The organism is Nitrobacter sp. NHB1 (assembly GCF_036964665.1).
Lineage (GTDB): Bacteria > Pseudomonadota > Alphaproteobacteria > Rhizobiales > Xanthobacteraceae > Nitrobacter.
Window position 1 is genome coordinate 3149395 of sequence record NZ_JBAMDA010000001.1, and the last position, 14046, is coordinate 3163440.

At 61.0% G+C, this 14046-nt stretch carries 5 protein-coding genes; 4 read left to right on the forward strand and 1 reads right to left on the reverse strand.

Annotated features, from left to right (window positions below):
• A complete protein-coding gene (locus tag V4R08_RS14655) occupies positions 1 to 408 on the reverse strand; it encodes a DUF3489 domain-containing protein (protein ID WP_335580026.1) in 408 nt (135 codons plus the stop codon).
• Positions 409 to 1040: 632 nt separating this feature from the next.
• Between V4R08_RS14655 and V4R08_RS14660 the strand changes: the two genes are divergently transcribed.
• The 4 genes from V4R08_RS14660 to V4R08_RS14675 all read left to right on the forward strand — a co-directional run bounded on the left by V4R08_RS14660 (position 1041) and on the right by V4R08_RS14675 (position 14027).
• Complete coding sequence (locus V4R08_RS14660; RefSeq protein WP_335580027.1) at positions 1041 to 6461, forward strand: PDDEXK-like endonuclease domain-containing protein; 5421 nt, start codon at positions 1041 to 1043, stop codon at positions 6459 to 6461.
• A gap of 303 nt (positions 6462 to 6764) precedes the next feature.
• Complete coding sequence (locus V4R08_RS14665; protein WP_335580028.1) at positions 6765 to 9416, forward strand: PD-(D/E)XK nuclease family protein; 2652 nt, start codon at positions 6765 to 6767, stop codon at positions 9414 to 9416.
• Complete coding sequence (locus V4R08_RS14670) at positions 9413 to 12748, forward strand: UvrD-helicase domain-containing protein (protein WP_335580029.1); 3336 nt, start codon at positions 9413 to 9415, stop codon at positions 12746 to 12748. The genes V4R08_RS14665 and V4R08_RS14670 overlap by 4 nt, the downstream gene beginning before the upstream one ends.
• A 502-nt stretch (positions 12749 to 13250) precedes the next feature.
• On the forward strand, positions 13251 to 14027 hold the full coding sequence (locus V4R08_RS14675) for a hypothetical protein (protein WP_335580030.1): 777 nt from the start codon (positions 13251 to 13253) through the stop codon (positions 14025 to 14027).
• Positions 14028 to 14046 lie beyond the last annotated feature (19 nt).

The following is a 14046-nucleotide window of genomic DNA, read 5'->3' on the forward strand; positions in this document are numbered from 1 at the left end:
TTAGGCGGCCTTAGCCGATTTGCTGACCCCATCCGCTGTAGGTTTGATGCGATAGCGTCGGACCTCATCAACAAGCTCGGAATCAAGATCGAGCTTCAGTTTCTTGCGAACGACACCGGCAAAGAATCCACGCACCGAATGCTGCTGCCAACCCGTCGCCTTAACGATGGCTTCGATCGTGCAGCCGTTTGTCGATCGCAGCAGAGCGAGTACCCGAGCTTGCTTGGAATCGGCGCGAGCGCCTGATGCTTTCGTTGGCAAGGCGGATGAGTCGGCAGCCGGCAATACCTTCGATGCCGCTGGCCTTTTTGTCTTGGTGCCAACTTGTTTGGCTTTAACGGATCGGGTAGCAGCTAATTTTGAGGCAGGTCTGGTCGCAGCTGGCTGCTTTGCTTTGGCTTTCGTCATGAGGATCTCCGTCGTTGCGGGGCATCCATCGCGCCCCACCGCCGCGACCCCGCAGTGGCCAAAAGCCGGCGGGGCATGATCCTGACGAGCCTATTCGCTCGCTATAACAGCCATAGTAACGCTCCGTTGCCGCAGCAAAGCCAGTCCTTTCTGAGCAATCTTGTTGCTCAACTGGTTCGTATTGCTCTGTAAACCGGCGCTGAACAAAACCCCTTGAAGCTGGCAGTGGTAATCCTTGTGAGAAGTAACGGAATCTGCGTCGGAGTGGGGTCACGATCGGCGCCGATCGTGACCCACTCCGATCGGCTTTTTTCCGATTGTCTTTATGGCGTTACTGCCGGTACCTGCAGCGATCTGACCCTGTGCCGATTCACAGGCAAGCGGATCATTCGGAGAAAATGGGAAGATGCCAGGCGGCGGACACCCGTTCGCCAGCGGGCGACGGACGGCGACGGGATCAGGCGGTGCGCGGTGCGTGCCGGTTTTGTCGGGCGTGGATTCTTGAACTTCTCGCCGGGAGCATCACGCAGGAGGAGTTTCAGTGTTTGCATTTGGCAAAAATCCCAACGTCTTCGACAGCGAGTTCAAGCGTGGCATGACAATACAATCGGCCCCGTTTGGAAAAGGCCGGCTTGGATGAAGACGATGATCACCTTGTTTCGATATGGAGCCTGATTGGGGAGCGCGACCGCTGCAAAATCCTAAAGCGGAATGAAAAAATACTTTGGGCAAGTGCACGCTTTCTGCGTGCTGAAGCTGAATTGATCTCGTACTATCGGACCAGTGACCCTGCGTTCGGGGAGCGCAGGCGCACGTTCAGGTTAGTCTCGTATATGTCTTTCACGCAGCAGGGCGCGGCCAAAGCGTCGGAGTTCGATACCGACGAAGAAAATGTAACCATCGCCGGAATGGTGCGGCAGGGCATTCGAAAAGCCCGCGAAAAGCTGATCGATTTGAGCCTCCGCAATGGCATGTTGAATTATCGCCATTCGGAATCCTCAAGCCGCCATGTCCGCGTTGTTCATCAATTGCCAGGTGCGGTGGTTGAATGTCTTGCGTCCGAGAAAAGCATCGATCTGCTGCCGTTGCCCCCGGTTGAAACCATCCCGCGTGATGAAGACACCGATATTTTCCGCGCGAAGCTGAAGGAAGCCAAAGCCGTCGATCCCGAATGGCTTGCGGCGGAAGACGCGAAGCGCGCTGCGGGCAGTCGACGTCGCAGTAAAGATAAAGCTGCCGAGCGTTCTCTGCGGGATCGCTTGCGCACGCAGCTTGGGATGCCAGAATGGCGAGCGGCTACGGATCCGAAAGTTCGCGCGCAGGAACTGGGTATCAACCCGTCCTATGATCTCGAAGCCGGCGCGAACGGGAGTGTGGCCGCAGGACAGACGAAGATTCAAACACTTTTTTTCCCTGACCGGCTCGAGCCTAAGCTCTCCGCTATCCACGCAAGCGCGCGCACTTTGCAAGAAGACGCGGGCATCAGCGCGTTGTCATGCGCGGTTGGCTTCCTAGAATGGTACGAAACCGACGACGGTGTTACACCGGCCTACGCACCTCTATTATTATTGCCAATCAACATGGAGAAACGTGTCGCCGGTGGCGAATACGTCTTCTCAATCGTCGGCCGCGACGATGACGAGACCACGAACGTCGCCCTGCGCGAGAAGCTGCGGCAGCACGGAATCGAGCTGCCCGAATATGATCCGGAGCAAGGCGCGGAACATTACCTCGCATTTGTAGCCGAGGCCGTGCGCAACCGTCCGCGCTGGCACGTACGCCGTTGGGTCACCATCGGAATTTTCTCGTTTTCACGGCAGGCGATGTGGACCGACCTCGATCCCGACCGGTGGCCTGCTGCGGTGCGCCCCGATGAACACGCGTTGCTTCAACAGATTTATGGTGACACGCCGGTCGGTGAATTGAATACGCTCGCCCCCGTACACGATATCGATCACCCAGACGTTGAGCCTCGAGCGCCGGTGCTCGTAACCGACGCGGACGCATCGCAGGTGAGCGCTGTGATTGATGCCGCTGGGGGCAAAAGCCTTGTCATTCAAGGTCCGCCCGGCACCGGGAAGTCGCAGACGATTACCAACATCATAGCCAATGCGATGTGGGAGGGAAAATCCGTTCTGTTCGTCTCGGAGAAAATGGCAGCTCTCGGGGTGGTGAAGGATCGGCTCGATCATATGGGGCTTGGCCTCTTCTGCCTTGAAGTTCATTCCGCAAAGGCGTCAAAGGCGCAGGTGCTCCACGCCCTGAAAGAGCGCATGGATGCAGGCCGTATCCGCTCCAACGGTGAAGAGATCGAGCGAGCGCGGACGGCGCTCCAGCAAGCGCGCCAGCGGCTAACTGACTATGCCGGCGTGATGAATGCCGCAGCGGGCGATACAGGCTTTACAACCCACGACATTCTCTGGGGCGATGCCAGTCGGACGGTCCCGCCGAACGGGGTGCCGCCAGCGGCGGTCGAGATCCGCTTCCCCGATCCTGTCTTGATCGACCGCTTCAGGCTGCGAGAGCTCAAGAGCGCAGGGAAAGCGCTGGACGATCAGGCGACTGCCATGGGCGACTTCGCCGAACCCGCCCGGCAAGCCTGGCGCGGTGTCGGCAATCTCAACATCACCCGCTTTGACCGGGCAAGCGCCATCGAGGCGGTGACCGAGTGGTTGGCTACCCTAGATCGGGTGTTGCAGGCAGTCCGCGCCATTCGAGTCGGGACTCAATGGGAGGGGATCGAGAATCTCGAGGACGCGCTGCAAGCTTACGAGAGCGTCCAATCGCTGCCCCCCCTTGAGGCAGAGGTCGATCCCGCGTTGTTGTCCCTGACGCTTGAGCCATCCTCCGCGCATGCTTTATCGCGCTGGGTGGAGTTAGTGCTGTCGGCACTCCAACTCGAAGCGTTGATCGACGAGGTGTGCGAGCGCGAAAGATTGTCGTCCCAGTTGAATGACGTGCCAGACTTGGTGGGGTGGGCGGAAACCCTAGGCGTGCAAGCCGCCACGTTGGCGGAGTTAAAAGCGCATCACACCGAGTCCCGGACCCGAGCCGATGGGCTGGAGCGTGCGGTTGTTTTGATACGGCAGGTCTTGAGTGTCACGGACAGGGATCCCGGGGCTGACATCGACATTCGGGCCGAGGCCTTAGCGGCGAGCTTCCTTCGCAACGTTCAAACCTTTCCTCACGCGAAGGCCCATTTGCGGTCAGCACGACTGGCTGACGACGGGGTCATTGAAGATATTAACGTTGCCAAGGACATCGCTTCGCAAGCGGCCGCTGCCGCTTCAGAAGCGCAGTTTGGCGAAGCCCCGACGCCGGCTTTTGCTGCATTTCTACCTGCCGCCCGAGATATGCGTGCGGCGGCCGCTATTATTACGAGTACCTCGTGGGTAGGAAAGCTCTTGAGCGGCGATTGGCGGCGCGCCAAGGCCACATGGCGGCAAGCGTTCCCCGCCGAGAGGAATGTATCTACCTCAAGTGCCGCGCGGCTTGTCGCAGCAGCGAAGTGGAAGGAAGCGCTGGACGCGCTAGAAGGCTGCGTGAACGCTAAGGATGCCATTGGACGGAATTGGCGCGGCATCGCCACTCCATTTTCCGATATTTGCGCAGTAGCCGAATGGATGCGTGCCGTTCAGAAAGTAACCCCACTCGTCGTCACCGGCGCGCGCGCGTTACGGCGGCTGCTCTTCGAGGGTGCATCCGAGGAAATTCATAGTTTGGCAGATGCGGCGAGTTGCGCCGATGCGATCGACCTCATCGGTATTTTCAGCGCGTGCTACGCGAAACAAAGGTCGGTCAGCCAAGAAGCACGATCCGAATTCGAGCGCACCGGTCAACTAGAAGCTTTGCTCCAGAAAGTGGATGCAACCGGGCTGAGGCCCGGCGTCGCGGTTGGGAAATTGAACGAAGCGGCGACGACCCTACGAAGAGCTTTGAAAAACCGCGCTATGCTCGCAATACCTACGGTCGTCACGCATGCGATCGGAGTGGTATCCGCGGATAACGAAGCAGCCCGGGCGCGCACCATTCTTGCAACGCTCGAACGTGCCAAAGAGGTTACTCGCGCTGGGCTGCCCACCAGCGTTGTCAAGTGGCTACTTCATCAGGCCCACGCGTCGCGTATCGAGACGCTCACCAAGATGGCCGTGGCGCTCGGACGCGCCATAGAGGCCGAAGTTCCGGTCCGCGGGAGAACTGACGGGTTGCTGCATATTGATCCGGTTGCTTGGTGCGGTGGGGAATTCGCCGCTGTTCTCATCGAACGGCTCGTCGATAAAGCGTTGCGCGCGGTACAGGCGCCGGACGACCTCGAAAAGCAAATCACCTTGCTCGCCACGGAGGACGAGGCGCGCCGTCTTGGCCTCGGCGACCTCATCGACGCCTGGACTAAGGAAGGTCTGCGCTACCAAGGCGTCGCATGGACTGTGGAGGCCACATTCTATCGGTCGGCGGCAGCGTACCTAATGCGCGAGCAGCCGGCTTTGATGCGGCATACCGGAAGCACACATGAACAGGTTCGCAAGCGGTTTCAGGAACTCGACAAGGAAATCCTTTCGTTGAACCGCCGCCTTGTGGCCGCGAAGCTTTTCACCCGGCCCGTTCCCGTCGGCCAACGCGCGCAGTCGACACGCGACTATACCGACAACCAGATGCTCGATCACCAGACAAGCTTGCAGAAGCCGCGCATCGCGCTGCGTCGTTTGTTCGGCAACTCGGGTGCGGCGATTCGCGCTTATAAGCCCTGCATCATGATGAGCCCAATGTCGGTCGCGCAGTATCTAGAGCCCGGCAAACACCACTTCGACCTGCTCATTATCGACGAAGCGTCGCAGATGCGCCCCGAAGATGCGCTTGGAGCGCTGATCCGCTGCACGCAGGCGGTGGTGGTCGGCGATCCGGAACAATTGCCGCCGAGCGATTTTTTTGTAGCGGCGGAAAGCCGGGACGACGAAGAGATCGAAGACTCACCCGAGGAATCGATACTTGAACTGGGGAGGCGCTGTTGGCGGCCAATGCGAATGCTAGGGGTCCACTACCGCTCGCGCCATCAATCGCTGATCGCTTATTCTAACCGGGAATTCTACGACGACAGGCTTTTGGTCTATCCGAGCCCGGTTCTGGACGACCCCGATTTCGGAGTTACCTGCCAAAAGGTCGCTGACGGTGGCTACGAAGCGGGCCAAGGTCGCAATCCAGAAGAGGCACGGGCGATAGTTGCGGAAGCCGCTTCTCTCATGAGAAAGCGGATAGATCGATCCATCGGTATTGTCGCCGTCAATAAGGCTCAGAGTGAGCTGATCGAGACGCTGATGGACGAATTAATGGCGTCCGATCTCGAGATTCAGGCCTACCGCCAGCATTGGGACGGCACGCTTGAGGCCTTCTTTGTGAAAAACCTCGAAAACGTACAAGGCGATGAGCGTGATATCATCCTTGTCTCGACGGTCTACGGTAAAACGGCCGAAGGGGTTTTCCACCAAAATTTTGGTCCCATTAATAAGGCCTACGGCCATCGCCGCTTGAACGTACTCTTCACTCGCGCAAAGCGTAGACTTGCGCTGTTTACTTCACTTGATCCCTCCCAAATCGTCGCCGAAGGCAAGCAACGTGGCGTGCGTGTGCTCAAAGAGTTTCTCGAATATGCGGCGAGCGGCGCGTTCCAGCACGGGCGGCAAACTGGACAGGAACCAGACAGCGATTTCGAACGGTGGTTTCTCTCGCGCCTTAAGTCGGTCGGCTATGTCGCCCATCCGCAGGTCGGCGTAGCCAAGTACCGAATCGATATAGGTATCGTTCATCCAGACAAGCCTGGCAGCTACATCGTCGGCCTCGAATGCGACGGTGCGACGTATCATTCGTCAAAATCTGCGCGCGATCGTGATCGCTTGCGGCAGAGCGTTCTCGAGGAATTGAACTGGCGCATTCACCGCGTATGGTCGACCGATTGGTATCGCGACCCTGAGCGAGAATTCAGTCGGCTTGTTCAGAAAATCGAAAGCTTGCGAGAAATAGCTGAACCTAACGCCGCGGCGCGAGCCTCTATATTCTGACTCTTTGCCGCAATCTATTTTGCGTGCGGCGACGATCTTCGGGCCGCACTGTTTTGTAACACCACTAAGTCCCGAGGTCGGTCTAGATGCTGTCCCTGTCGCAATCCCCATCCAGCTAGCGGTTTATCGAGAATCGGGCGATGCTGCTGCTCGATGTTGGATTTGTGCAGATAACCAACCTCACGTTCTCTGCTAAGTCGTAGTTGAGATTTCGATTCCGCGCATGGGACGCGTATCCTTGGTTTTCAGTCGATTCGATGCACGTCGTCGAAGGAATCGGTATGCAAGGGGTAATACGTAATCATGCAGCACCGTCGAACCTTGATCGTGCATTCGCTTCTCACCGGCCACATGAGTCGGGTGGACGCCGCCCGTCGCAACGAGACCGGCATGCAGGTCATGACGATGGGCCAGCTTGCCGCAAGGCTCGCGGGCGGCTTCCTGCGACCAATCGACATCGACGTGCTCACTGAAACAGTCCGAGGCGCGTTGCCGGACGTCGAGATGGGCGAGCTTGAACCGATCAAGGACCTGCCGGGAATGCCGGCGGCCGTTACCGCCACTTTCGACAAGGCATGGCGCGCCGGCGTTGATTTGTCGGAAGTGGGCCACCCGCGAACCGCGGCGCTGGCATCGCTCGAGCAGGTTGTCGTCCAGCGCCTGCCGGCGTCGATGAGGCGCCCGGGCGATCTGGTGGCGTTGGCGCTGCAACGGGTCGGACACGCACCGGCTGTGATCGGTCAACTGGAAATCCACGGCCACAGCGAGATGTCGCCGTGCTGGCGGCGGCTCCTGATCGCGCTCGCCGAGAGCGTCCAGGTGTCTTGGATTGCCGGCCCCAGGCATGTTCCGGAATGGCTAAAGGGGTCGAAGGTCGGGGTGGTGACGGCACCGCCGGCCGAGCCACCGACGGAGCTATTCTCCTGCGCGAACCAGCTTCATGAGGTGGGCGAGGCGTTTCGCTGGATGAGGGCGCTGCTGGCAAAAGAGACACCGGCTTCGGACATAGCGATCGCGTCGTCGAGCCCGGGCGACTATGCGGACCATGTGTATTCTTCTGCGCGGGACAGCAACCTTCCGATCCACTTCGTTGGCGGCATCAAGGCGCTGACGACGGCCGAAGGGCAGGCGGTCAGCGCGCTCGCCGAAGTGCTGGTCAAAGGTTTGTCGCAAGAGCGGGTGCGCCGACTGCTCGCGTTGCTGCGGGGTGGCCCCGCGCTGCGCGATCTGCCGAGAGAGTGGACGCGGCTCCTTCCTGCCGATGCCCCGCTGACCTCGGTCGAGCGCTGGGAGCGGGTGCTGACGCAGGCGGACGTCGCCGCCTGGCCCGACGGCAAGAATAGGTCCGCCGACGTGATGGCAGTGATCCGGCTCCTCGACCGCGGCGCCGAGGCGGCGGAAGAGGCCGGCGAGACGCTGTTGAGCGGATTGCAACGGTCGCTATGGCAGCGCGCGCTGCGGGAGGGGCCGGCTCAGGCACTTCCGGTGAGCTTAGCGCGCTTGCGCATCGACGACAACATCGAGCCCGCCGCCAACGCGATCTGGACGTCGGCGATTGCGCTGGCGTCGTCGCCGCGCCCGCACGTCTGGCTGATGGGGCTGAATGCCGGCCGCTGGCCGCGGCGGATTTCGGAGGACCGGCTTATTCCGGATCACGTGCTGCCAATCGAGAAGCTCGATCCGCTTCCGGTGGCGGACGGCGACAAACGGGATTTTCGGACCATCGTGACGACGGCGCGGAGCGTCGCGATCTCGTTCAGCCGGCGCGACGCCGAAGGCCGCATGCTCGGCCGATCGCCGCTGATTGCGGAGATGACGGAGACTTATCTCGACCACGCCGGCACGCCCGGCCACGCCGCCAGCGAGTCCGATCGGCTTCTGGCCCGTCCGTCGGAATTCATGAAGCTGCCGATCGCTGTCTCGGGACTGGCGTGCTGGCGGGACTGGCATCGCAACGAGATCACGGAGCATGATGGCCTAATTGCGCCGGCGCATGCGCGGCTCACCAAACTGTTCGAGCGGCCGCTGTCGGCGACGTCGTTGAAGATGCTGTTGCGCGATCCTATCCGCTTCGTCTGGCGCTACGGTCTTGGGTGGAAGGCGCCGGAGGATGCCGACGAACCGCTGACGCTCGATCCCAATGCCTTCGGCACGCTTGTTCACGCCCTGCTCCGGGTTGCCGTTGAGCGCCTTGAAGCAGACGGCGGCATGGCCGGCGCTGACCAGCACCAGATCGAGGCTGCGCTTGCCGCTGCGCGCGACCGGACCATCGCGGACTGGGAGGATGCCCAGCCGGTGCCGCCGGACGTGATCTGGCGGAGCACGACCGCCCGCGGTCATGCGCTGGCGGCGGTCGCGCTTGCCTATGACGTCGGCGAGTTTCCTGGGCAGCAGACTTGGTGCGAGATTCCGTTCGGCGAAACCGATCCGGACAAGAGCGGTCGGGACCTCCCGTGGAAGACCGACGTCACTGTTGAGATCCCGGGCACCGGCCTCCTGATCAAAGGACAGATTGATCGGCTTGATCTCGCGGGCGACCACTCGCGCGCCCGCGTCGTCGACTACAAAGCGGGCAAGCTCGCGAAGAAGATGAACGAGGTGATCATCAAGGGCGGCACCGAGTTGCAGCGTTGCCTCTATGCCTTCGCCGTCAAGACTTTGCTCGGCACCGACGTGGCGATCGAGGCGTCTTTGCTTTATCCGAACGCTGGCGAGGGCGAACAGGCGCTGTTTCCGCTTGCTGACCTTGCTGGCGCGCTAACGAAGGTGTCGACCGCGGCAGCTGCGTCACGCGATGCGTTGCTGTCCGGCGTGGCGCCGCCCGGCGAGGATGCCGCCAGCGATTACAACGATCACACATTCGCGTTGCCGGCCAACGCCGGCTATTTGCAGCGGAAGCTGCCGTTGGCGAAGGACAAGCTCGGCCCGGCCGCAGCGGTCTGGGGGGAGCCATGAATGTGATTCCCGACCTGGCTGCGCGGATGACTGCGCTGACCGCCGTCGACCGTACCCTGCTGGTCGAGGCGGGTGCTGGTTCCGGCAAGACGTCGGTGATGGCGGGACGGGTCGCCGTGCTGTTCGCCGCCGGCGTCGAACCGAAGCACATCGCCGCGGTCACCTTCACGGAATTCGCGGCCAGCGAGCTCCGACTCCGGATCGAGCGGTTCACGACGGCGCTTTCCAGGGGCGAGGTGCCTCGCGACCTGAGACAGGCTTTTCCGGACGGCGTCAGCGAGGCGCAGAAGGCCCATGTCCATCGGGCTTGCGAGAATTTCGACCAACTGACCTGCAGCACGATCCATGGCTTCGCTCAGGCGCTGATCAAGCCTTATCCTGCGGAGGCGGGCATCGATCCGGGGGCGAACATCGTCGACCCCGCCGAGGCCGATCTGGCGTTCAAGGAGCGATACGACGCCTGGCTGAAGGAACGGCTGTCCGGAGAGGGGGGCGACGGTTTGATCGCCGAGCTCATCCTGGCAAGCGAGTCTTCCGGATTGAAGCTCGTGGGCGAAGTAGCCCAGTTCCTGCGGAAAAATCGCGATGCCGATTGTGCACAGGCTGCATGGTCACCGAAGGCGATGACCGACCTGATTGCGGCGGCAAAGCAGTTCGAAACCGAGATCGGCGGTTACGGCTATCAGGAGGAGAAGACCTCGGCCGCCTGCCGGATATTGCGCGATCTCGCCGATCTGCTCGACGGCCACAAGCTCGCCGACGCGACGCCCAGCAACGCCGCGCTGATCGCGGCGCTGAACTTCGAGCGCGACGAGACCTGCTTCACCCAGACGGGCAGCGCGAGAGCGCTTCAGGCCAGCGGAAAATGGCAAGACGCCGCCGCCAAGGCGGGCCATTCCAAGACCCACGGAAAAGCGGCCTTCGACGCGGTCGTTCCCCGATACAAGGCATGCCACGAGGCCCTGGAAGCCTTGCTCGGCGCCATCGCCGGTGAACTGCTTTCTCGTCTGCGCAACGAGTTGCGGAGTCTTCGCGACGACTGGCGCGACTACAAGCGGGACGCGGCGCTATTGGATTTCGACGACCTGCTTTACACCGCGCGCAATCTGCTTCGGGACCACGAGGAGGTGCGGCGGGCGCTGTCGCAGCGCTTCCGACACGTCATGGTCGACGAATTCCAGGATACCGATCCGCTGCAGATCGAGATCCTGTGGCTGATCTGCGGGGAGGAATGCGAAGGAATCGACGCGCTGGCGCGTCCGCTGCGCCCCGGCGGGCTGTTCATGGTGGGCGACCCAAAGCAGGCGATCTATCGTTTCCGCGGCGCCGACGTGAACGCCTACATCGCCGCGCGGTCGGCGATCGATGCCGGCTCCCAGATCAAGATCACGGCCAACTTCCGGTCGGTCGAGCCGATCCTCGCATTCGTCAACAAGCGGTTCGAGCCGGTGCTGTCGGCTGCCGGGCAGCCGGGTTTTTCCGAGTTGTCGTCGATCCATCCCGCGATCGGTTCGAAGCCTTGCGTCTGCGCGCTGGATGTGGTCGTCGAGGGCGAGAAGCCGAAAGCCGCCGCAATACGCGACGGCGAAGCACTGGCGGTGGCCGATCTCTGCAACAGGCTGGTCGGCAACCTGCAGGTCCGCGACCATCACACCGGCGAGATGAGGGCATGTCGTTTCGGCGACATCGCGCTGTTGGCACCGGTTGGCACCGAACTTTGGAGGTTCGAGGAGGCGCTGGAGGAATTGGCGATCCCGGTCTCCACCCAGGCCGGCAAGGGTTTCTTCCGCCGCCAGGAGATCCAGGATCTAATCGCGCTGACCCGTAGCCTGGCGGACCATCGCGACACGCTCGCGTTTGGCGCGCTGCTGCGCGGGCCGCTGGTCGGCCTGACCGAGACCGATCTGCTCGACATCTCGGAAGCTCTGCCGGTTGTTTCGGACCGGCGGGGGCTGCCGATGCTCACGCTCCGGACCGATCCGGCAAGCGTGAACCATGCGCTCGCCAAAGATGTCCTGATGAAGCTGTCGTCGCTGCGCCGGCGCGTCCGGACCACGACGCCAAACGCGCTGCTCGCCGATGCGATCGCGGCGCTTCATGTCCGCCCGCAGATCCGTCAGCGCTTCAAGGCCGGCGCCGAGCGGGCGGTCGCCAACGTGGATCTCTTCCTCGAAATGGCGCGGGCCTACGACGTTCGCGGATTGCGGGCTTTCGCTAGCGAGATGCGCGCTAACTGGGAGGAGGCAGTCCGTCAGGTCGAGGGCCGGCCCGACGCCGAGCAGGAGGCGGTCTCCCTGATCACGGTACATGCGGCCAAGGGGCTCGAGTGGCCGGTCGTGATCCCTATCAACATGACCGGTAAGCCGAAGTCCGAATCCGGCCTGGTGCAGGATCGCTCGAAGAACTTGTTCTCGATCCCGATCCTCGGCAACTGCCCGGCGGATTATGCCGGTATCGAGGCCCGCGCCGAGGAGGAGCAGCGGCGCGAGCGCGTGCGGCTTTGGTACGTGGCCGCGACCCGCGCACGCGACCTGCTGATCCTACCTCGGCATTCCGCCGCGCTGTCCGACAAGTGCTGGGCGAAGCTCGTCGATCTCGGCGTTACCGATCTGCCGCCGATCAAGCTGGAGGAGATCGGTGCCGCGAAGGAGCGAACGGTATCGCCGCAGGAAAACGGCCAGACTCGGGAGATCTTCGCCGCCGAGTCCGCCGCGATATTCGCCGGCCGCAAGACCGTGACCTGGCGCCGTCCAAGCCGAAGCGAACTCGATCAGGTCGGCCAGGGGGAAGCCAAGATCGAAAGCGCCGAAATTCCGGAAGCAATTGAGATTGCCCCGGCTGCCGTCCTCGGCAGTTCGACGCGCGGCACGATCCTTCACAAGCTGATCGAGGAGGTGCTGACCGGTGAGGCCGGAGACGCGAAAGCGGACCTGGAAGCCAGGGCCGCCGACCTGATCCGTCAGATGGGGCAGGAGCCGGTAGCGGACCCCAAGAGGGGAATCTGCGCGGCGGAGTTGGCCGGCGCGGTGCTCCGAACGCTTATGCTTCCTGACGTCGCGGCGTTGCGCCAGCGCCTTGTCCCGGAATTGCCGTTGTTCGGCAGCGAGGTGCGTGACGGCCAGGACATCCTGCTCTCGGGCCAAGCGGATGCGGTCGCGTTCGACGAGACCGGCGCCATCGACGTCGTGGTCGACTGGAAGAGCGACGTGTCTCCCGAACCGTCGAGCATCGGTCACTACCGGCAACAGATCGGCGACTACCGCAGGCAGACCAAGGCCAAGCGGGCGCTGCTGGTGTTCATGACCACGGGACAGGTCGTCGATGTCGCTTGATCACATCGACGAGATAACCCACGAACCAAGGCTGCTTTTCACGGAGCCATGGGATCCGTCGCGCGTAAGAAGGCATTACCATTGCCACGAACGCCGCGATCGTTCTCAAAACGGCACAGGGGACGACCCTGCATTGACGGAATTTGTGCAGGAGTTGTTTGAAACGAAGCAGTATCAGGACATTGTCAAAGCGATAGGCGGCCGAAGGTAACGTAATGGCTATACATGAGTTAACTCGCGACGGCTTAGTACCGCTCAAGGCGGTCACGTTTGCATCTCAGAGCATTCGAGAGCGGGAGGATCTACAACGTATCCTGCGAACTAATATAAGCGCAGTAGCACCCGACACGTTTGTTCTTGCGGAGGAGTTTTCAGATTGGGAGGACTCCTGGCGAAGCATTGACCTGTTGTGTCTAGACAAACAAGCCAATTTGGTGGTCGTCGAGCTGAAACGAACGGACGATGGTGGCCACATGGAATTGAGGCGATCCGCTACGGGGCGATGATCAGCAAGATGACCTATGCGGACGCTCTTGCTGCGCACATGAAATTTCTTTCCAAGACAGGCGGCGAACCGAGTAGTGCCGAGAATGCCATATTGACCTTCCTCGGGTGGGATGAGCCTAAGGTAAGCGAATTTGCACAAGATGTTAGGATTGTGCTTGTCTCAGCTAATTTCTCAAAAGAGATCACGACGTCGGTTTTATGGTTGAACGAGCGCGACCTCGATATCCGCTGTGTGCGTCTAATTCCATACCAGCTGATAGACAAAGTGCTGCTGGATATCCAGCAGGTCGTGCCATTACCTGAAGCAAACGAATATCAAATCAGGCTAAAGAAGAAAGCTGCCGAGGAGCGTCAAAAAGAAGAGGGTGGGGCGGATTGGACGCGCTACGATCTTCGCATCAGCGACAAGGTTTGCCCGAAGCTCTACAAACGGCAGCTGTTCTTGGCAGTGGTTCGAGCTTTGGTCGAACGGGGCGCCTCGGTGTCAGATCTTCAGGGGGTGCTTCCCGCGAGAAAATTCGTCGGAGTAGGAGGCAAGCTATCAGGACCTGAATTCCGAGCAGCGGTCGCGGAACTGAGGACGCATAGTGGAGGACTTTACGACTCAAGGAGGTATTACTTCGAGGACCCAGAACTGTTTATCTCTGATGGAAAGACTTGGGCTTTGAGCAACCAGTGGTCCATCACCTATATCTCTAATCTCGATCAGCTTATCTCGAAATATCCTGATGCAAGGATCAGCTATTCGGTGGCAGCTCAGGATTCCGCCTGACTGGGCGGCTCGTGTTGCA